General features: G+C 68.6%; 18 protein-coding genes. 6 read left to right on the top strand and 12 right to left on the bottom strand.

Features of this window, described 5'->3' with window-relative positions; translation table 11 throughout:
- The 8 genes from QQK43_RS08970 to QQK43_RS09005 form a co-directional block, all read right to left on the bottom strand.
- Window positions 1-511 (bottom strand): GTP-binding protein (locus tag QQK43_RS08970; protein WP_284307478.1); only part of this gene is annotated, 511 nt, incomplete at its 3' end.
- A gap of 16 nt (window positions 512-527) precedes the next feature.
- Window positions 528-1,955: an L-seryl-tRNA(Sec) selenium transferase gene (selA, locus tag QQK43_RS08975; protein WP_284307479.1), complete on the bottom strand. Its 1,428-nt coding sequence runs from the start codon at window positions 1,953-1,955 to the stop codon at window positions 528-530.
- Entirely contained in the window at window positions 1,952-2,896 is a 945-nt protein-coding gene (gene fdhE, locus QQK43_RS08980; protein WP_284307480.1) for a formate dehydrogenase accessory protein FdhE, read from the bottom strand. Before fdhE ends, selA begins: the two co-directional genes overlap by 4 nt.
- Before the next feature lie 187 nt (window positions 2,897-3,083).
- Entirely contained in the window at window positions 3,084-3,707 is a 624-nt protein-coding gene (locus tag QQK43_RS08985; protein WP_234264068.1) for a formate dehydrogenase subunit gamma, read from the bottom strand.
- Window positions 3,704-4,633 (bottom strand): formate dehydrogenase subunit beta, encoded by a 930-nt coding sequence (gene fdxH, locus QQK43_RS08990; protein WP_234264067.1) that lies wholly within the window; start codon window positions 4,631-4,633, stop codon window positions 3,704-3,706. The genes QQK43_RS08985 and fdxH overlap by 4 nt, the downstream gene beginning before the upstream one ends.
- 10 nt (window positions 4,634-4,643) lie before the next feature.
- A complete protein-coding gene (gene fdnG / locus QQK43_RS08995) occupies window positions 4,644-7,709 on the bottom strand; it encodes a formate dehydrogenase-N subunit alpha (RefSeq protein WP_284307481.1) in 3,066 nt (1,021 codons plus the stop codon).
- A gap of 267 nt (window positions 7,710-7,976) precedes the next feature.
- Window positions 7,977-9,323 (bottom strand): ATP-binding protein, encoded by a 1,347-nt coding sequence (locus QQK43_RS09000; protein WP_284307482.1) that lies wholly within the window; start codon window positions 9,321-9,323, stop codon window positions 7,977-7,979.
- Window positions 9,324-9,357: 34 nt separating this feature from the next.
- Complete coding sequence (locus QQK43_RS09005) at window positions 9,358-10,017, bottom strand: response regulator (protein ID WP_234264064.1); 660 nt, start codon at window positions 10,015-10,017, stop codon at window positions 9,358-9,360.
- 81 nt (window positions 10,018-10,098) lie between these two features.
- Between QQK43_RS09005 and QQK43_RS09010 the strand changes: the two genes are divergently transcribed.
- From QQK43_RS09010 to QQK43_RS09035, 6 genes are all read left to right on the top strand, one after another.
- A complete protein-coding gene (locus QQK43_RS09010) occupies window positions 10,099-11,559 on the top strand; it encodes an MFS transporter (RefSeq protein WP_284307483.1) in 1,461 nt (486 codons plus the stop codon).
- 47 nt (window positions 11,560-11,606) lie between these two features.
- Window positions 11,607-12,371 carry a class II glutamine amidotransferase gene (locus QQK43_RS09015; protein WP_284307484.1) on the top strand — a complete coding sequence of 255 codons (765 nt, stop codon included), beginning with the start codon at window positions 11,607-11,609 and terminating at the stop codon, window positions 12,369-12,371.
- Between the two features lie 113 nt (window positions 12,372-12,484).
- A complete protein-coding gene (locus tag QQK43_RS09020; RefSeq protein WP_284307486.1) occupies window positions 12,485-13,504 on the top strand; it encodes an ABC transporter substrate-binding protein in 1,020 nt (339 codons plus the stop codon).
- A 142-nt stretch (window positions 13,505-13,646) separates the two neighbouring features.
- The gene (locus QQK43_RS09025; RefSeq protein ID WP_284307488.1) at window positions 13,647-14,534 is read left to right on the top strand and encodes an ABC transporter ATP-binding protein; all 888 of its coding nucleotides are present in this window, start codon (window positions 13,647-13,649) and stop codon (window positions 14,532-14,534) included.
- A 22-nt stretch (window positions 14,535-14,556) separates the two neighbouring features.
- Window positions 14,557-15,384: an ABC transporter permease gene (locus QQK43_RS09030; RefSeq protein WP_234264059.1), complete on the top strand. Its 828-nt coding sequence runs from the start codon at window positions 14,557-14,559 to the stop codon at window positions 15,382-15,384.
- Between the two features lie 160 nt (window positions 15,385-15,544).
- Window positions 15,545-15,877, top strand: a complete 333-nt coding sequence (locus QQK43_RS09035; protein WP_284307489.1) for an SMR family transporter — start codon at window positions 15,545-15,547, stop codon at window positions 15,875-15,877.
- A 48-nt stretch (window positions 15,878-15,925) separates the two neighbouring features.
- Here QQK43_RS09035 and QQK43_RS09040 read toward each other — a convergent pair whose 3' ends face one another.
- From QQK43_RS09040 to QQK43_RS09055, 4 genes are all read right to left on the bottom strand, one after another.
- Window positions 15,926-16,486 (bottom strand): hypothetical protein, encoded by a 561-nt coding sequence (locus tag QQK43_RS09040; RefSeq protein WP_284307490.1) that lies wholly within the window; start codon window positions 16,484-16,486, stop codon window positions 15,926-15,928.
- Between the two features lie 148 nt (window positions 16,487-16,634).
- A complete protein-coding gene (gene gshB, locus QQK43_RS09045) occupies window positions 16,635-17,582 on the bottom strand; it encodes a glutathione synthase (RefSeq protein WP_284307491.1) in 948 nt (315 codons plus the stop codon).
- 34 nt (window positions 17,583-17,616) lie between these two features.
- Window positions 17,617-18,789, bottom strand: a complete 1,173-nt coding sequence (locus QQK43_RS09050) for a benzoate/H(+) symporter BenE family transporter (RefSeq protein WP_284307492.1) — start codon at window positions 18,787-18,789, stop codon at window positions 17,617-17,619.
- Window positions 18,790-18,847: 58 nt separating this feature from the next.
- Window positions 18,848-19,612, bottom strand: a complete 765-nt coding sequence (locus QQK43_RS09055; protein ID WP_284307493.1) for a sulfite exporter TauE/SafE family protein — start codon at window positions 19,610-19,612, stop codon at window positions 18,848-18,850.
- Window positions 19,613-19,660 lie beyond the last annotated feature (48 nt).

Genomic DNA, 19,660 nt, shown 5'->3' on the forward strand with positions numbered 1-19,660 from the left:
GGCGCGCGGTGGCCAGCAGGCGTTCGCGCAGGGCCGCCACGCCTTCGCCGGTGTGGGCCGAGACCGGAAACAGGGGCGCGCCGGCCAGGGCCGTGGCGGCCAGCAGCGCCTGCACCTCGGCCTGCACGGCGGCCAGGCGATCGGCGCGCGCGGCCGGGTCGAGCCGGTCGATCTTGGTGAGGGCGACGCTGCCCTGGCGCACACCCAGCAGGGCCACCACGGCCAGGTGCTCGCGCGTCTGCGGCATCACGCCGTCGTCGGCGGCCACCACCAGCAGCACGTGGGCGATGCCCGTGGCGCCCGCCAGCATGGTGTGCAGCAGGCGCTCGTGGCCCGGCACGTCGACAAAACCCAGCGAGCAGCCGTCGTCGGCGTGCAGGTAGGCGTAACCCAGTTCGATGGAAATGCCGCGGCGTTTTTCCTCCGGCAGGCGGTCGGTTTCCACGCCGGTGAGCGCGCGCACCAGCGCGGTCTTGCCGTGGTCGATGTGGCCGGCGGTGCCGATGATCATGGGCGCTGCCGGCCGTTCAGGCCTGGGCCAGGGCTTCGGCGAGTTGGGGCAACTGGCCGGTGAAGGCGGCTTCGTCGCTGGCTTCGAGGCAGCGCAGATCCAGCCACAGCGCATCGCTGGCGATGCGGCCGATCACCGGACGCGGCAGGCTGCGCAGCGCGGCTTCCAGCCGGGCCAGCGCGCGGCCGGCGCGGCGGGGGCTGGCCGGGGCGATGCACAGGCCGTGGCTGGGCAGGTTGTCGACCGGCAACGCGCCGCTGCCGATCTGGCTGAACATCGGTGCGCTGCTCGCGGTGTAGCCGCTGCCCAGCGCGGCCTGCAGGGGGGGGCGCAGGGCGTCGGCCTGGGCGCGCATCTGGGCCGGCGCCCGGGTGAACAGGCGCAGCGTGGTCAGGCGCTGGGGCAGCAGATCGGGCGCGAGGTACAGGCGCAGCACGGGTTCGAGCGCGGCGAGCGTGAGCTTGCCCACGCGCAGCGCGCGCTTGAGCGGGTTCTTCTTGATCTTCGCGATCAGGTCCTGGCGGCCGACGATCAGCCCTGCCTGCGGCCCGCCCAGCAGCTTGTCGCCGCTGAAGGTGACGAGATCGGCACCGGCTTCGATCGTCTCGCGCACGGTGGCTTCGTGCGGTAGGCCCCACTGCGCCAGGTCAACCAGCGTGCCCGAGCCCAGGTCCACCGCCAGCGGCAGGCCGCGCGCGTGGGCGATGGCGGCCACCTCGGCTTCGGGAACGCTTTTGGTGAAACCGGTGACGGCGTAGTTGCTGCAATGCACCTTCATCAGCAGCGCGGTGCGGTCGGTGATGGCCTCGGCGTAGTCCTTGGCGTGGGTGCGGTTGGTGGTGCCGACCTCGACCAGCTTCGCGCCCGCGCGGGCCATGATGTCGGGGATGCGGAAGGCGCCGCCGATCTCGACCAGTTCGCCGCGCGAGACGACCACCTCCTTGCGCGAGGCCAGCGCATTGAGCGTCAGCAGCACGCCCGCGGCGTTGTTGTTCACCACGGTGGCGGCTTCGGCGCCGGTGAGCTCGCGCAGCAGGTCGTTGACGAGGTCGTCGCGGTCGCCCCGGCCACCGGTGGCGAGGTCGAATTCGAGGTTGGCGGGCGTGGTCAGCGCCTGCACCACGGCCTGCACGGCGGCGTCGGGCAGCAGGGCGCGGCCCAGGTTGGTGTGCAGCACGGTGCCCGTGAGGTTGAACACGGCCTTGAGGCGCGGCGCGAAGCGCGCGGCCAGGCGTTGGGCCACGGCATCGGCCAGGGCCGCCGGCTCGATCTGTGCCGGTGCCAGCTGGCCGGCCAGGGCCGCCGGGCGCAGGGCTTCCAGCGTGGCGCGCACGGCCTCGGTGGTGGCGTGGCCGCCGTGTTCGGCCGTCAGTGCCTGCAGCGCCGGCGCCGACAGCACGCGGTCCACCGCCGGCAGGCGCAGCGTGGGCGTCGGGGTGCTCACGCGGACGCTCCGGCGTCGCTCATGGGCAGCAAGGGGTTCATGCTGGCGCGCAGGAATTCGGTTTCGCCCATCAGCAGGTCCAGCAGCAGCGAGGCCAGATCGTCGGCCAGCGGTTCGGCCAGCGGGTCTTTTTCCTGGTTGACCAGCTTGCGGTAGGTGCGGCAGTCGCCGCAGGTTTCGGCCGTGACGACCTCGTCGGTGTGCGCGTCGCCGTCCTGCAGGCCCTGGTAGCGAACATGCCGGGTGGATTCGCAGTGGCTGCACTTGACGCGCACCATGTGCCATTCGGTGCCGCAGGTGCCGCAGTGCAGGTAGCGCAGGCCGGCCTCGCGTGCGCCGATGCGCAGCACGCTGACCACCGGCGGCGTGGCGCACACGGGGCAGATGGTGGCCGGGTCGGCGTAAGGGATGTCGCTGTCTTTCAGGCGGCTGGCACGGTCGGCAAACACCACCTGCAGCGCGGCCATGACCAGGGGGGCGGCCGCCAGGTCGTGGGCTTCGGTGTAGAGCCCGGCGAGCACGCGGCGGGCCAGGGCGTCGCGCGCGTCGGCCGGCAGGTCGCGCAGCGTGTCCAGCACCGGAGCCAGGGCGGGCGGCAGGGCCGGGGCCTGGCGGGCGGCGCCGATGAGCAGGTCCAGCACGCCCTGCCAGGCCGTGTCGATGTGGCCGGCCGCGGGCATCAGCGGCATGCCGTGCTGGCAGGCCTGGGCGATCAGCGCAGCGTCTGGCGCGCGGGTGTGGACCTGGGACGCCGCGGCCTGCTGGGCCTTGACGATGTGGGCCAGGAAGCGCAGGTAGTCGCCAATGGGGTGGCCTTCGGCTTTCTGCGCCAGGCGCGCGGCCCGGTCGGCGAACAGGCGGACCGGTTGCGGCAGCCGCACGCGCAGCAGGCTGGTGCGGTCCAGGGCTTCGATGTCACCCGGCTGGAGAATGCGTTGCACGTTCAGTTGATCCCAAAAAACACGGAGCCACCGCCCTCAAATCGAAGACCCGCAACGAATAAAGAAGCGCCAAATCGAGGGCGCGGTGGAACCGGCTTTGCCGGGCCACAGGCGCTGTCCCCCCTCGAAGCGCCTCGCAGCGGCGCGCTACGGAGGGGGGAAGCCGCGTCAGCGGCGCAGGGGGGTGTTAATTATCCCCGGTCATTTTGCGGTACCAGCCGCGGTGGTGCTGTTTGGCCCAGGCGCGGGTGACGGTGCCGTACATCATGGCGCGGATGGTGCCGCGCGTCCAGATGGCCGCGTACACGTGCATGATGATCAGACCGATCATCCACACGGCGGCGATGGCGTGCACCACCGAGGCGATGCGCACCACGTCCACCGGCAGATTCAGCCAGGCGCGCCACATCAGCACGCCCGACACCAGCAGCAGCACCATGCCGACCACCAGGCCCCAGAACAGGACCTTCTGACCGCCGTTGTACTTGCCCTGCTCGGGCATGTCGTGGTCGTTGCCGTCCACCATCTTGTTGACGTTCTTGAGCCATTCGACGTCGCGCGGCTCGATCACGTTCAGACGCCAGAAGCGCAGCGCCATGATGACGAAGAACAGCATCATCACGACCCCGATGTAGGGGTGCAGGATGCGCGTCCACGGCCCGCCCCCGAACAGCTGTGTCAGCGGGAAGAAGGCCGGATGGAAGAAGGCCAGGCCCGAGAGCGCCAGCAGGATGAAGCAGATGCCGACCACCCAGTGGTTGGCCCGTTCGCCCGCGGTGTAGCGGACCAGGTCGCGGGGATTGCGTCTCATCGTGCGTCCTCCTGGGTGCCGGCCTCGGCCTCACGGTCCTTGCGGTCCATTTCGTCCTCCAGCTCCTTGGACACCTCGTTCGGTCCCTTGGTGATGAAGTGGAACAGGCTGCCCAGCGCGGCGGCGCCCAGGGCGGCCATGGCCAGCGGTTTGGCCATGCCCTTCCAGAGACTGACCATGGGGCTGATCTTCGGCGCATCGGGCAGGCCGGCGTACAGCGACGGCTTGTCGGCGTGGTGCAGCACATACATGACGTGCGTGCCGCCAACGCCGGCCGGGTCGTACAGGCCGGCCTGGTCGAAACCGCGTTCCTTGAGGTCGGCGATGCGCGTATCGGCCTGGTCCTTCATCGCCTTCTTGGTGCCGAACATGATGGCGCCGGTCGGGCAGGTGGTGACGCAGGCCGGCTCGCGGCCCACGGCCACGCGGTCCGAGCACAGGGTGCACTTGTAGGCCTTGTGGTCCTTCTTGCTGATGCGCGGCACGTTGAACGGGCAGCCGGTCACGCAGTAGCCACAGCCCACGCAGTGCTCTTCATGGAAGTCTACGATGCCGTTGGTGTACTGCACGATGGCGCCCGGCGACGGGCAGGCCTTGAGGCAGCCCGGGTCTTCGCAGTGCATGCAGCCGTCCTTGCGGATCAGCCACTCCAGGTTGCCGCTGGCCTCGTTCTCGTATTCGGTGAACTTCATCACCGTCCACGCGTTTTCGGTCAGGTCGGCCGGGTTGTCGTAGACCCCGACGTTGTGGCCCGGCTCCTGGCGCAGGTCGTTCCATTCCATGCAGGCGGTCTGGCAGGCCTTGCACCCGATGCACTTGGAGACATCGATGAGCTTGGCCACCTCGCCCGACTGCGGGGAGCGCGCCTGCGGAGCCGGTGTGGTGGTGGCGGACAGGCGTTTGATATCGAGTGATTGCAATGACATCCTGCGTCTCCTAGATTTTCTCGACCTTCACGAGGAAGGTCTTGAATTCCGGCGTATTCGTGTTGCCGTCGCCCACGAAAGGCGTCAGCGTGTTCGCCAGGAACCCGGGCTTGGTCACGCCCTTGAAGCCCCAGTGAATCGGAATACCGACGTGGTGGATGTTCTTGCCCTCGATCTTCATGGCCTTGATCCGCTTGGTCACCACGGCCACGGCCTTGATATGACCGCGCTTGGAGCTGACCTTGACCCGGTCTCCGGCCCGGATGCCCAGCTCCGCCGCCAGCGCCTCGCCGATCTCGACGAACTGCTCGGGCTGCGTGATGGCATTGACCAGCGAGTGCTTGGTCCAGTAGTGGAAGTGCTCCGTCAGCCGGTAGGTGGTGCCCACGTGCGGGTAGTCCGCCGCCTTGCCGAAGGTGTCCCAGACGTTGGCAAACACGCGCGCGGCCGGTGAGGACGTGGCCTTGGCGTTGTCCGGGTGCATCGGGTTGTAGCCCAGCGGCGTGTCGAACGGCTCGTAGTGCGTGGGGAACGGACCTTCGTTGAGCCCCTTGCGGGAGAAGAAGCGCGCCACGCCTTCCGGGTTCATGATGAACGGCCCGGCGCCCGTCTCCGGTGCCAGCGTGGCCCCGAAGTCGGGCACGTCGGCACCGCTCCAGCTCTTGCCGTTCCAGCCCACCAGCTTGCGGTGCGGGTTGAACGGCTGGCCTTGCAGGTCGGCCGACGCGCGGTTGTACAGGATGCGCCGGTTCGCCGGCCAGGCCCAGGCCCAGTTCAGCGTGTTGCCGATGCCGGTGGGGTCGCTGTTGTCGCGGCGGCCCATCTGGTTGCCCGCCTGCGTCCAGGCGCCGGCGTAGATCCAGCAGCCCGACGCGGTGGAGCCGTCGTCGCGCAGTTCACCGAAGCCGGAAACCTGCTGGCCTGCCGGCCGCAGCACCTTGCTGGGGTCGGCCGGATCGGTCAGGTCGACCAGAGCCTTGCCGTTGTACTCCTTGGCGATTTCCTCGGAACTCGGGTGGTCGGGCTCGGCGTACTTCCAGTCCAGGTTCAGGATCGGGTCGGGAAAGGCCCCGCCCTCCTTCGCGTAGAGCGCTTTCAGGCGGTGGTGCAGGCCGGCCATGATGGCCACGTCGGTCTTGGCCTCGCCCGGCGGTTCGGCCGCCTTCCAGTGCCATTGCAGCACGCGCGAGGAGCTGACCACCGCGCCTTCTTCTTCGGCGAAGCAGGTCGTGGGCAGGCGGAACACCTCGGTCTGGATCTGCGACGGGTCCATGTCGTTGAACTCGCCGAAGTTCTGCCAGAACTCCGACGTTTCGGTCGCCAGTGGGTCCATCACCACCAGGAACTTGAGCTTGGCCAGGCCGCTGCGCAGGCGGTTGCTGTCGGACAGCGCCGCGATCGGGTTGAAGCCCTGCGCGATGTAGCCGTTGACCTTGCCCTCGTCCATGAGCTGGAAGATCTGCAGCATGTCGTACTGCTTGTCCAGCTTGGGCAGGTAGTCATAGGCCCATTGGTTGTCGGCCGTGGCCGCCGCACCGAACCAGGCCTTCATCAGGCTGACGTGGAACTTGGGGTAGTTCTGCCAGTAGCTCATCTGGCCCGCGCGCAGCGGTTTCTGCGTGCGGGTGGTGATGTACTGCTGGTAGTCCTGTTCCTTTTCGCCCGGCAGCGACAGGTAGCCCGGCAGGCTGGCCGACAACAGCCCCAGGTCCGTCAGGCCCTGGATGTTGGAGTGCCCGCGCAGCGCATTCATGCCGCCGCCGGCCACACCGATGTTGCCGCACAGCAGCTGCACCATGGCCGCGCAGCGCAGGATCTGCGCGCCGATGGAGTGCTGGGTCCAGCCCAGGGCGTACATGATGGTGGCCGCACGCCCGGCCACCGCCGTGGAGGCGAACTTCTCGGCCACGTGCAGGAACTTGTCCTTCGGTGTGCCGCAGACGCTTTCGACCTTCTCGGGCGTGTACGCCGCGTAGTGCTGCTTCATCAGCTGGTAGACGCAGCGCGGGTGCTGCAGCGTCGGATCGGTCTTGACGTAACCGTCCTCGCCCAGCTCGTAGTCCCAGCTCTTCTTGTCGTAGCTGCGCTTCTCTTCGTTGTAGCCCGAGAAGATGCCGTCCACGAACTGGAAGTCGTCGCGGACGATGAAGCTGAAGTCCGTGTAGTTGTGAACGTACTCGTGGTGGATCTTGTCGTTGCTCAGCAGGTAATGGATGATCCCGCCGAGGAAAACGATGTCCGAGCCCGACCGGATGGGCGCGTAGAAGTCCGCTACCGAGGCAGAGCGGTTGAAGCGCGGGTCCACCACCATGAAGTGCGCCTTGTTGTGCGCCTTGGCTTCGGTGACCCATTTGAAGCCGCAGGGGTGGGCTTCGGCGGCATTGCCGCCCATGATCAAAATTACATCCGCATTCTTGATGTCGACCCAATGGTTCGTCATCGCTCCACGGCCAAACGTCGGGGCAAGACCTGCCACCGTCGGGCCGTGTCAGACACGGGCTTGGTTGTCGAATGCGAGCAGGCCCCAGGAACGGGCCACTTTGTGGGTGATGTAACCGGCTTCGTTGCTGGAGGCCGAAGCGGCCAGCATGCCGGTGGAGAGCCAGCGGTTGACGGTCAGGCCGTCGGCCGTGGTGGCCTGGAAGTTCGCGTCGCGGTCGGCCTTGAGCAACTTGGCCACGCGGTCCAGCGCCTCGTCCCAGGAGATGCGCTGCCACTCCTTGGAGCCAGCGGCGCGGTACTCGGGGTACAGCAGGCGGTTGGGGCTGTTGATGTAGTCCAGCAGACCGGCGCCCTTGGGGCACAGCGTGCCGCGGTTGACCGGGTGGTCCGGATCGCCTTCGACGTGGATCACCGACGCCTTGGCGTTCTTGCCGCCTGTGCCCAGCGAATGCATCAGGATGCCGCAGCCGACCGAGCAGTAGGTGCAGGTCTGGCGGGTGACGGTGGTGGAGGCCAGCTTGAACTGGCGGACTTCGGCCAGCGCGGTGGCGGGCGAGAAGCCCATGGCCACGAGGCTGGAGCCGACGAGGCCCGCCCCGCTGACGCGGAAGAAATGCCGGCGGTTCATGTCCATGACGGAACCTCCGGGGGTGGGAATGAGGATGGGTGCTTCATCGTGGGCTCTGGTGAAATGGGGCAGGCAGGCTGGTCGGGCCAGGGGCTGGCGGACCGCAGCGCGCGTGTTTCTTTCGAAGCAACCGGGCGGGTCCAGAAAGGGCTCCTGCGGGACGCCGGGCGGCGGCGCGGGCAGTGGTCTGGCACGGGAGCGGATTGCGCTGTCGATGTTATACCGAGCACGCGTTTCGTCAATGTGGAAAACCGTGCGCGGCCAGCCCGGCAGTCAGGCCGCGGCCGGCAGGCAGACCCGCACGCGCAGCCCACCCAGCGCCGGCGAGGTGTCCAGTTGCAGATGGGTGCCGTGCAGCGCCGCCACCGCCTGGGCAATGGCCAGGCCGAGACCACTGCCGGTCGACGGGGTGCCGGGCAGCCGGTAGAAACGGTCCAGCGCCCGCTCGCGCTCGCCTTCCGGGATGCCGGGGCCGCTGTCCTCCACGCTGAGCCAGACGGCCGCCGGGCTGTCTGCGGGCCCGGCAGGCTGCACGCGCACGTCGACGCGGCCCCCGGGCGGGGCGTATTTGAGGGCGTTTTCCAGCAGATTGCGCAGCAGGATGCGCAGCGCTTCCGGGTGGCCCATGACCCTGGCCGGCCGGCCGTCGGCGGGTGCGTCGACGCCCACGTCGGCCCCGCTCGCCGCCACCGCTTCCGCCACCACCTGCCGCGCCAGCTCGTCCAGCGCCAGCGGCTGGGCGGGGGCACCTTCGGCTTGGCGGGCCTGCTGGCGGGCCAGCACCAGCAACTGCTCGATCAGGCGGGTGGCCCGGTCGATGCCGGCGTCCAGCCGTTGCAGAGCCCGCTCACGGGTGGCCTCGTCGCCAGCCCGGCGCAGGCCCTGGACCTGCAGCTTCAGGGCCGCCAGGGGCGAGCGCAGTTCGTGCGCCGCATCAGCCACGAAGCGCTGCTGGGTCTCGAACGCCAGCGACAGGCGCTGCAGCAGGCCGTTGAATTCGTGCACCAGGGGCTGCAGTTCGTCGGGCAGCGCGGTTTCGGCCACGGCGGTGAGGTCGTCGGCGGTGCGGGCCGCCAACTGCTGGCGCACGCGGTTCACGGGCGCCAGCGAAGCGCCCACCAGCCAGCCCACCAGCAGCATCAGCATGGGCGCCAGCAGCAGGATGGGTACCGCGGTGTGCAGCGCGAGTTCGCTGGCCATGCGCTCGCGCACCGCCATGTCCTGAGCGACCTGAATCACCAGGCCGCGGGTGAGCACCGAATACACCCGGTACTGGGTGCCGTGGGCGTCCACCTCGGCAAAACCCAGCACGGCGCGGGGCGGCAGTTCGGCACGCGAGGCCGACTGGAAGATCAGGGTGCCGTCCAGCGTCCAGATCTGGACCACGAAATCGAAGTCCTGCTCCTCCGGGGGCAGGGGCAGCACGCCCGTCGCCAGACCCTGGGGCAGGCCGGCGCGCAGCGACTGGGCCACCTGCTGCATGTGGTAGTCGAAGATGGTGTCGGCCTCGGCGCGGGCGGCGCGCAGGGCCAGGGCAGCCTGCAGCAGCGCCGTGGCCAGGATGGCCAGCAGCACGAACCACAGCAGCCGGGCGCGCAGGGAGGTCAGCGGTCGCAGCATGCGGGTGTGGCGGATGGGCAGGGCGGCGGGCGCGTCACTGCTTGGGCACCATGTAGCCCACCCCGCGGACATTGCGGATCAGATCGGCCCCCAGCTTCTTGCGCAGGCCGTGGATGTAGACCTCCACCGCGTTGCTGCTGATTTCGTTTTTCCAGTCGTAGAGCTTCTCTTCCAGTTGCGCGCGCGAGAGCACCAGGCCCGGGCGGGCCAGCAGGGGCTCCAGCACGGCCCATTCGCGCGCCGAGAGCACCACCGGTTCGCCATGCACGCTGGCTTCGCGCGTGGCCGGGTTGATGCTCACACCCTGGTGGTCGTAGACTGGCTCGGCCCGGCCGGCCGAGCGGCGCAGCAGGGCGCGGATGCGCGCCAGCAGTTCGTCCAGCTCGTAGGGCTTGAGCACGTAGTCGTCAGCGCCGGCGTCAAGGCCTTCGACGCGTTGGCTCAGGGCGTCGCGGGCGGTGGCGATCAGCACCGGCACGCGCTCGCGGCGGGCGCGCAGGTCGCGCAGCACGGTCAGGCCGTCGCGCCGGGGCAGGCCCAGGTCCAGCAGCACCAGGTCGTAGCTCTGGGTGCGCAGCGCGGTGTCGGCGGCATCGCCGTCACGCACCCAGTCCACGGCGTAGTGCTCGGCCCGCAGCAGGTCGAGCACGGTTTCTCCGATCATCGTGTCGTCTTCGACCAGAAGCAGGCGCATGGTGGTTTTCCCAAGGGTTAGCGGAATTATGCGGTGGCCGGGCGCAAACGGCGATAAGCTACGCCGCCGTTGCCTGCCCCTATGACGCCCCATCCTTCCGACGATTCGATCGCTGCCCTGCGGGCGCGCCATGGTGCCCGCTACCGCTGGCTGTTGCTGCTGTCGGTGATGATCGGCACCATGGCCTCGGTCATGTCGTCGACCATCGTCAACGTGGCCATTCCCGACATGAGCCAGCACTTCAGCCTGGGTCAGGAGCGGGCGCAGTGGGTCACCTCGGGCTTCATGGCGGCCATGACCGTGTCGATGCTCACCACACCCTGGCTGCTTTCGCGCTACGGCTACCGGCGCACCTACGCGGGCTGCATGTGGCTGCTGCTGGCCGGCGGCCTGGCGGGCGGCTTTGCTCAGCACTACCCGCTGGTGCTGGCGGCGCGGGTGGCCGAAGGGCTGGCGGCCGGCGTGGTTCAGCCGATCCCAGCCATCATCATCCTGCGCGCCTTCGAGCCGGGTGAGCAGGGGCGTGCCAGCGGCATCTTCGGCACCGGCGTGGTGCTGGCGCCCGCCATCGGCCCCAGCATCGGCGGCCTGTTGGTCGACGCCTTCGGCTGGCGCTCCATCTTCTTCATGGTGGTGCCGTTCTGCCTAGCCTCGCTGTGGCTGGCGCGCCGATTCGTGCCGGTCAATGCGCCGGGCGGGGCGGTGGCGGGGCAGGGGGCTGGTCTGGACTGGCGTGGCCTGCTGCTGGCCTCGGCAGGCACGCTGTGTCTGCTCAACGGCCTGGTCGAGCTCAAAGGGGGCACGGCCGTCACGGCCTGGTCGCTGCTGGGTGGGGCGGTGATTGCCCTGCTGGCTTTTGTTGCGCTGCAGCGGCACATGCTGCGCAGCCGGGCGCCCGGGGCTTCGGCGCCGCTGATGAACCTGACGCTGTTCCGCGACCGGCGCTTCGCCATGGGCAGCGTGGTGGCGTTCATCTACGGCACGGCCCTGTTCGGCTCCACCTACCTGCTGCCCGTGTTCATGCAGATGGGCCTGGGCATGTCGGCAGCGTTCGTCGGCACCATCCTGCTGCCGGCGGGCCTGGTGCTGGCGGTGACGATTTCGCTGGTGGGCCGCCTGGCCGACCGCCACCCCACGCACCGGCTGGTCAGCCTGGGCCTGGCATTGCTGGCGGCCTCGTTCGTGCTCATGGTGACCGTGGGCAGCGGCAGCCCGGGGATGACGGTCACCTGGCTGGTGCTCTGGGCCATCGTGGGGCGCATCGGGCTGGGCTTCATCCTGCCCTCGCTCAATGTGGGGGCCATGCGCGGACTGCACCATGTCGACATTCCCCAGGGGGCCAGCGTCATCAACTTCCTGCGCATGCTGGGTGGCGCCGCCGGGGTGAGCCTGTGCGGCATCGTGCTCGAATGGCGTCTGGCGGCCCATGGCGGTGAGCGCATGCCCGCCTTCCACGAGACTTTCGTGATGCTGGGGGCGGTGTGCGCCCTGGCCCTGCTGGCCGCCTGGCGGCTGCGTCCGGAGCCGCACCGCAAAGGCTAGGGTGGCTGTCTTCGCGGCGGACGGTGCCCCGGGGCACAATAGCTTCCATGTGCCAACTGCTCGGCCTGAATTGCGCCACCCCCACCGACGCCACCTTCAGCTTTACCGGCTTCTGCCAGCGTGGCGGGGCGACCGATCACCACGCGGACGGCTGGGGCATCGCCTTCTTCGAGGGCAAGGGCCTGCGCCTGTTCATCGACCACGAGAGTGCGGCCGCCTCGCCTGTCGCGGCGTTCCTGCGTGGCTACCCGCTCAAGAGCCGGAACATCATTGCCCACGTGCGCAAGGCCACGGTCGGCGAGGTCTGCCTGGAGAACGCGCACCCGTTCACCCGCGAACTCTGGGGCCGCCACTGGGTGTTCGCCCACAACGGCGACCTCAAGGACTACCACCCCAAGCTGCACAGCCATTTCCTGCCGGTCGGCAGCACCGACAGCGAGCGCGCGTTCTGCTGGCTGATGCAGGAACTGGCCAAGTCACACGCCAGCGTGCCCTCGGTGGCCGAGCTCACGCTCACGCTGCGCGAGCTGGTGCCGCAAATCAGCCGCCTCGGCACCTTCAACTTCCTGCTGTCCAATGGGGATGCGCTGTGGGCGCACTGCAGCACCAAGCTGCACTGGCTGATCCGCCAGCACCCGTTCCAGGCCGCGACACTGATGGACGAAGACTGGACCGTCGATTTCGCCGACATCAACCAGGCCGGTGACCGGGTGGCGGTGATCGTGACCACACCGCTGACCCGCAACGAGCAGTGGGCGGCCTTTGCGCCCGGTGAACTCAAGGTGTTTGTCGACGGCCAGCCCGTGGGCTGAGTACGGGTTGGCCGCAGCCAAGGGCTGCAGAGGCTGGGGGTATCATCGTCCGGACCCGGGCATGCAGCCCATGGCCATGCCGTGAGACGGGGTTCACAACCGGAGACAAATCCATGCAAAGACGACACCTCATCGCCGGGGGCCTGGCGGCCGCCACCCTGCCTGGTTTCACCTGGGCGCAAGGCATCGAAAAGCCCAAGCTCACCATCGCCGTGGGCGGCAAGAACCTGTTCTATTACCTGCCGCTGACCATCGCCGAGCAACTGGGCTACTTCAAGGCCGAGGGGCTGGACGTCAACATCGTCGACTTCGCCGGCGGCTCGCGTGCGCTGCAGGCCGTGGTGGGCGGCAGCGCCGATGTGGTCTCGGGCGCCTTCGAGCACACCATCAACATGCAATTCAAGGGCCAGCCCATGCGGGCCTTCGTGCTGCAAGGCGCTGCACCGCAGATCGTGCTGGGCGTCAACCCCAAGACCATGCCCAACTTCAAGGGTGTGGCCGACCTCAAGGGCAAGAAGGTGGGCGTCACCGCACCAGGCAGTTCGACCAACGTGATGGTCAATTTCGTGCTGGCGAAGGCGGGGCTCAAGCCCAGCGACGTGAGCATCGTGGGCGTGGGTGCCGGCAACGGCGCGGTGGCCGCCATGCGCTCGGGCCAGATCGATGCCATGGCCAACCTCGATCCCGTCATCACGCTGCTCGCCCGCTCGGGCGACCTGAAGATCGTGACCGACACGCGCAAGCTTGCCGAGGCCGAACAGGTGTTCGGGGGGCCGATGCCGGCCGGTTGCCTGTACGCGCCGCAGTCGTTCGTCGAGAAGAACCCGCAGACCGCGCAGGCGCTGACCAACGCCATGGTGCGGGCCAACAAGTGGATCCAGCAGGCCGGTGGCAGCGACGTCATCAAGGTGGTGCCCGAAAGCTATCTGCTGGGTGACCGCGCGGTCTACATCGACGGTTTTCTGGCGTCCAAGCAGGCGATGTCGCCCGATGGCAGCTTCCCGGCCAAGGGCGCCGAGACCGCGCTCAAGGCCCTGGCCAGCGTGGACGACAAGCTCGCGGCGGCCAAGATCGACCTCAACGCGGTCTACACCAACGACTTCGTCAAGAAGGCGAACGCGAAGTACCGGTGAGTGACACCCTCCTGCGCGGCTGACGCCGCTTTTCCCCTCCGTGGTGCGCCGTCGGTGCCGCGAGGGGGACAACGCCAGCGGGCCGGCGAAGCCGGTTCCGCGGCGTTCCCCGCTTGGGTATTTGGTAGACAGAGCTTTTTCTATGAGTCATCCCGCCATTGAATTGCAGGGCGTGGCCTGCACCTTCGTCAGCAAAGACAACCCCGGCCAGCGCTACACCGCGGTGCAGAACGTCGACCTCACCGTGGGGGCGGGCGAGTTCGTGAGCGTGGTCGGCCCCACTGGCTGCGGCAAGAGCACGCTGCTCAATGTGGCCGCCGGCCTGCTGACGCCCAGCACCGGCAGCGTGCGCATCTTCGGCGAGGCCCTGTCGGGCATCAATGCCCGGGCCGGCTACATGTTCCAGGCCGAAAGCCTGATGCCCTGGCGCACGGCGTTGCAGAACGTCATGGCCGGCCTGCAGTTCCGCGGTCTGGCGGATCGCGATGCCAGGGCGCAGGCCGAAGAATGGCTGCGCCGCGTCGGCCTGGGCGGCTTCGGTGACCGCTACCCGCACCAGATGAGCGGCGGCATGCGCAAGCGCGCCAGCCTGGCGCAGACCCTGGTGATGGACCCGGACATCATCCTGATGGACGAGCCCTTTTCCGCGCTGGACATCCAGACCCGCCAGCTGATGGAAAACGAGGTGCTGGATCTCTGGCAGGGCGGCGAGCGCCGGGCCGCCCCCAGCTCGCCGAGCTCCCCCTCGGGGGGACAGCGCGCAGCGCAAGGGGGCGCGGGCCGGAAGGCGGTGCTGTTCATCACGCACGACCTCGACGAAGCCATCGCCATGAGCGACCGCGTGGTCATCCTCAGCGCCGGCCCGGCCAGCCACCCGATTGGCGAGTTCGCCATCGACATTCCGCGCCCGCGCGACGTGGCCGAGGTCAAGACCACGCCCCGCTTCCTCGAACTGCACGCCGCCATCTGGGGCGTGCTGCGCGAAGAGGTGCTCAAGGGCTACCAGCAACAACTGCAAAAGGCCGCCTGACGCGGCCGCCTCCCACCCGCTTATGTGGAACCTGATCAAACCGAGACCGGCCACGCTGCGCCTGTGGCAACTGGGCCTGCTGGCCCTGATCTTTCTGTTCTGGCATGCGATGACCAAGCCAGGGCTGATCCCGCCGTTCATGTTCGAGAACGACCGCCAGGCGGCGTTCTTCTTCGGTGAGCCGCTGCGCATCTTCGAGCGCATCTGGGCCTGGTTCGTCACCGACGCCGACATCTACCAGCACCTGGGGGTCACGCTGGCCGAAACCGTGATGGCTTTCGCCATCGGCGCGGTGGGCGGCCTGGCCGGCGGCCTCTGGCTGGCGCTTTCGCCCATGGCCTCGGCCATCCTGGAGCCCTACATCAAGGCCATGAACGCGATGCCCCGCATCATCCTGGCGCCGATCTTCGCGGTGTGGTTCGGCCTGGGCATGGGCTCCAAGGTTGCGCTGGGGGTGACGCTGGTGTTCTTCATCGTGTTCTTCAACGTCTACCAGGGTGTCAAGGAGGTGAGCCCGGTGGTGCTGGCCAACGCGCGCATGCTGGGTGCCAGCCAGAAGCAGTTGCTGCGCCATGTCTACCTGCCCAGCGCCACGAGCTGGGTGTTCAGCTCGCTGCACACCTCGGTGGGGTTGGCCTTCGTCGGTGCGGTCGTGGGCGAGTACCTGGGGTCCAGCCAGGGCGTGGGCTACCTGATCCTGCAGGCTGAAGGCAGTTTCGACATCAACACGGTGATGGCGGGCATTCTGGTGCTGACCACCTTCGCGCTGGTGCTCGACGGCCTGGTCGGCAAGATCGAAAAGCGCCTGATGACCTGGCAGCCCAAGGCGGGCGAAACGGAAAAACTGTGAGCACCCTCCTGCGCCACCCGAGGCGGCTTTTCCCCGCTCTGGCGCGCCAGCGTCGCGGGTCGGGGGAATTGCGTCTGCAGCCCGGCGGAGCCGGTTCCGCGGTGCGCTCGGGCCGGTGTTGCTTCGTTGGCCGTGCTGAGCGCGGAAGAGGTGAACGGCGGTGAACGGCTGGCTCGCATTGGGGATTTCCATCGTGGCCGAGGTCGTGGGCACCAGCGCCCTCAAGGCCAGCGAAGGGTTCACGCGGCTGTGGCCCTCGGTGCTGGTGGTGGCCGGCTACGCGGTGGCGTTCTACTGCCTGTCGCTGGTGCTGCGCACGATTCCGGTGGGCGTGGCCTATGCCATCTGGTCGGGCCTGGGCATCGTGCTCATCACCGTGGTGGCGTTTGTGCTTTATGGGCAGAAGATCGATCTGGCCGGCCTGATCGGCATGGGGCTGATCGTGGCTGGCGTGCTGGTGCTCAACCTGTTTTCACGCGCCACGCCCCACTGAGGCAGCACCGCAGGCGCGCCATGCGGCATGGCACCGGGTGCGTGCGGTTCAGAGCACCGCGACAAGCTTGCCCATGAATTCCGGCAGCCGCTTGCTGCCGGCCCGGTTTTCGGTCATGGCCTCTTTCCAGCCCAGAAAGGCCTGCCGCAGCCCGTCGGTGCCCGAGGCATGGGCAATGCTTTCGATCAGCGACAGGCGGGTGTGCTGACCGAAGATCGTGTTGACCGTGTTGATCATGAAGTTGCGGGCCATCTCGTTCTGGGCCGCGGTCCGTTCGGCCGCCGGCGGCAAGCGGGTCAGGAAGGTGTCGGCCTCTCGGGCCGTGGAGGGCGTTTCGGCCAGCGCCCCAACCACCCGGCGATCGGACTTCTCGGGCATCTCACGCTGCCGGGCCTGGATGCAGCCCTTGTCGACCAGTTCACCGAGGATGGCGGCGATGTCGCTGCCCGCTGCAAAGGTGGCCAGATCCCGGCCGCAGCGTTGCCCGTCCACCAGCACCAGAATGCGCCGCACCATGGGCGACAGACCCAGCGAACGCTGCTGGATTTCCTGCTGGCCGGTTGCCGTCTTGGCAAAGGCGGCGGAGATGAGGTCGATCGTTTCGCTCATGGTCGTCTGTCCCTAATCGGTCAACGCCACACGGCCGAGCGCCTGCCTGCCGCTCGATGGGTGACAGCGCGTAGTGTGCGAAATGTCACCCGCCAAGACCATTCGGGTTTTCTAGAGGGCGCGACCGCTCATCGCCCGCCACCGCCTTTCAGCCGGCCAGCGCGGCCTCCAGCGCGTCGACGAACATGGCCGGCACGTCGAAGCCGGTCTGGTCGCTGATTTCCTGGAAGCAGGTCGGGCTGGTGACGTTGATCTCGGTCACCTTGTTGCCGATCATGTCCAGCCCCACCAGCAGCAGGCCCCGGGCTGCCAGCGTGGGGGCGATGGCTTCGGCCACGGCACGGTCTTCCGCGCGCAGTGGTTGGGCCACGCCCTTGCCACCGGCGGCCAGGTTGCCGCGCACCTCGTTGCCCTGCGGAATGCGCGCCAGCACATACGGGGCCACCTGGCCACCGATCAGCAGCAGGCGCTTGTCACCCTCGACGATCTCGGGCAGGTAGGCCTGCGCCATCACGCTGGTGGCGCCACCCTGGTTCAGGGTCTCGATGATGGAGCCGAGGTTCATGCCGTCCGGGCCGACGCGGAAGATGCCCATGCCACCCATGCCGTCCAGCGGCTTGAGGATGATGTCGCGGTGCTCGGCATGGAAAGCGCGCAGGTCGGCCGCGCTGCGCGTGACCAGGGTAGCCGGCGCGAACTGCGCGAACTCCATCAGCGCCAGTTTTTCGGGGTGATCGCGCAGCGCGCGCGGGCTGTTGAATACGCGCGCGCCTTCGCGCTCGGCCTGTTCCAGCAGGTGCGTGGCGTAGAAGAACTCGCTGTCGAAGGGCGGGTCCTTGCGCATGATCACGGCATCGAATCCATGCACGGGTTCCAGTGCCTCGCTGGTCACGGTGTACCAGTCGTCGGCATGGCCGGTGAGCTGCAGATGGCGCACCTGCGCGATCACCGGCTGCCCGCTGCGCCAGCGCATCAGGCGCGGCTCGGTGCTGGCCACGCGGTGGCCGCGCTTCTGCAGCTCGCGCATCATGGAGAAGGTGGTGTCCTTGTAGATCTTGAAGGACTCGATGGGGTCGGCGACAAAAAGAATGTTCATGGGTATCGGGTTCGACGCGAAGGGCGCTGGGGGTTCACCGCTTCCCGTACTGTTGCACAAACAGCGCCAGCGCGCCGGCGACCACGCCCCAAAAGGCCGAGCCGATGCCGGCTATCACCACCCCGCTGAGCGTGACCAGAAAAGTGATGAGCGCGGCTTCGCGGTGCGTATCGTCCTTCAGCGCGGCGTGCAGACCGCCGCCGATGCTGCCCAGCAGCGCCAGCCCGGCGATGGCGAGCACCAGTTCCTTGGGGAAGGCCAGCAGCAGGCCGGTGACGGCAGCGCCCACCAGGCCGATGGCGATGTAGATCAGGCCGCAGGCCACGGCCGCGGTGTAGCGCTTGGCCTTGTCGGCGTGCGCTTCTTCGCCCATGCAGATGGCGGCGGTGATGGCGCTGAGATTGAGCGCAAAGCCGCCAAAAGGTGCGAGCACCAGGGTGGCGACGCCGGTCATGGTGATGATCTTCGAGATCGGCATCTCGTAGCCTGCTGCGCGGATGGCGGCCACGCCCGGCAGGTTCTGCGAGGCCATGGTGACGATGAACAGCGGCAGGGCCAGGCTGACGAAGGCGCTGAACGTGAACTCGGGCCGGGTGAACACCGGCACCGCCCACTGCAGCACCAGCGCCCCGGCATTGAACTGGCCCCTGGCCACCACCCAGGCGACCGCGACCAGCAGCGTCAGCGGCACCGCGTAGCGCGGCAGCAGGCGGCGGCCGAGCAGATAGGCCAGCAGCATCAGCACCACCAGCGGCAGTGCGGTCTGCGCCGCTGCAAATGCCTGCAGGCCGAAGCGCGCCAGCACGCCCGCCAGCAGCGCCGAGGCGATGGCCATGGGGATGCGGTTCATGACCCGCTCGAACCAGCCGGTCGCGCCCGACAGGATGATCAGCAGCGCGCAGGCCATGAAGGCCCCCACCGCCTGGGGCATGGAAAAGCCCCCGGCCAGCCCGGCCGTGGCCAGTACCGCGGCACCTGGCGTGCTCCAGGCCACCATCACCGGTTTCTTCAGGATCAACGAAGGAATGGCCGAACACAGGCCCATGCCGAGACCGAGCGCCCACATCCACGAGGTGATCAGTTCCGGCGTGGCGCCGAAGGCCTGCGCGGCCTGGAAGACGATGGCCACCGAGCTGGTGAACCCCACCAGCACCGCCACGAAACCGGCCGTGGCGGCCGAGAGGTTCAGGTCACGGAAAAAAGACATCGCGCGATTGTGCCGCGACCGGCTGGCCGGGCGTTGTTCACGCGCAGAGTCCCCGGGGCTACAGCCGGACGTAGCGCCAGACCAGCGCGCAGCCCGCGCACAGCACGACCGCACCCATGATGCGCAGGAAGCGCTCGCGTGGCAGGCCCAGGGCGAGGCGGCGGCCGAGCGCGTTGCCGACCAGCATGGCGGGCGCCAGCAGCACCGCCAGTGCCAGAACGGGGCCCTGGGCGTAGACGCCGGCCAGCAGGAAGATCACCACCCGGGTGAGCGTGGCCAGCCCGATCAGGGTGGACTGGGTGACGCGGATGCGCGCGGGCGTGTCGAGGCGTCCGGCGAGGTAGATCGCATAGAGAAAGCCCCCGCTGCCGAACAGCGCCGAAAACACGCCGCCGACCGCGCCGAACGGCCAGGCGGCCGACGCCGGCCAGCGCGCGGCGGGCCGGCGCCCGCTGAGCGCGTACAGACCGTAGCCCATGGCGAACAGGCCCAGGGCCAGCAGCAAGGCATCGGGCCTGCCGAGCAGCAGCAGGGCCGCGCCCACCAGGCTGCCCAGCGCCATGGCCGGCACGATGCGCCGCAGTTCGGCCCGGTCGGCGGCAGCGCCGTCGCGGGCGACGCTGGTTGCAGCCGCGGCGCCGTCCAGCAGCGCGAGCAAGGGCACGATCACGGCCACCGGCACCAGGTGCGCCAGGACCGGTGCCGCCACCAGTGCGGTGCCGAAGCCGGCCAGGCCGAAGATCACATAGGCCGCGCCGACGGCCAGCAGGGCGATGGCCAGATCGGCCGGCGGGAGGGGCAGGAAGGCGAGCAGGAATTCCATGGCAGCGTGAACGGGGATCGGTCCCGCCGACTCTAGGGATTCGCTGCC

It is taken from the genome of Hydrogenophaga electricum (assembly GCF_030160815.1).
GTDB classification, from domain to species: domain Bacteria; phylum Pseudomonadota; class Gammaproteobacteria; order Burkholderiales; family Burkholderiaceae_C; genus Hydrogenophaga; species Hydrogenophaga electricum.

Excerpts from the sequence above, each read along its gene's own strand:
- QQK43_RS09055 (WP_284307493.1), bottom strand. The coding sequence starts at position 19,612 with ATGGAATTCCTGCTCGCCTTCCTGCCCCTCCCGCCGGCCGATCTGGCC.
- QQK43_RS09025 (WP_284307488.1), top strand. The coding sequence starts at position 13,647 with ATGAGTCATCCCGCCATTGAATTGCAGGGCGTGGCCTGCACCTTCGTC.
- QQK43_RS09040 (WP_284307490.1), bottom strand. The coding sequence starts at position 16,486 with ATGAGCGAAACGATCGACCTCATCTCCGCCGCCTTTGCCAAGACGGCA.
- fdxH (WP_234264067.1), bottom strand. The coding sequence starts at position 4,633 with ATGTCATTGCAATCACTCGATATCAAACGCCTGTCCGCCACCACCACA.
- gshB (WP_284307491.1), bottom strand. The coding sequence starts at position 17,582 with ATGAACATTCTTTTTGTCGCCGACCCCATCGAGTCCTTCAAGATCTAC.
- QQK43_RS09000 (WP_284307482.1), bottom strand. The coding sequence starts at position 9,323 with ATGCTGCGACCGCTGACCTCCCTGCGCGCCCGGCTGCTGTGGTTCGTG.
- QQK43_RS08985 (WP_234264068.1), bottom strand. The coding sequence starts at position 3,707 with ATGAGACGCAATCCCCGCGACCTGGTCCGCTACACCGCGGGCGAACGG.
- QQK43_RS09020 (WP_284307486.1), top strand. The coding sequence starts at position 12,485 with ATGCAAAGACGACACCTCATCGCCGGGGGCCTGGCGGCCGCCACCCTG.
- QQK43_RS09015 (WP_284307484.1), top strand. The coding sequence starts at position 11,607 with ATGTGCCAACTGCTCGGCCTGAATTGCGCCACCCCCACCGACGCCACC.
- QQK43_RS09005 (WP_234264064.1), bottom strand. The coding sequence starts at position 10,017 with ATGCGCCTGCTTCTGGTCGAAGACGACACGATGATCGGAGAAACCGTG.
- QQK43_RS09010 (WP_284307483.1), top strand. The coding sequence starts at position 10,099 with ATGACGCCCCATCCTTCCGACGATTCGATCGCTGCCCTGCGGGCGCGC.
- QQK43_RS09030 (WP_234264059.1), top strand. The coding sequence starts at position 14,557 with ATGTGGAACCTGATCAAACCGAGACCGGCCACGCTGCGCCTGTGGCAA.
- QQK43_RS09050 (WP_284307492.1), bottom strand. The coding sequence starts at position 18,789 with ATGTCTTTTTTCCGTGACCTGAACCTCTCGGCCGCCACGGCCGGTTTC.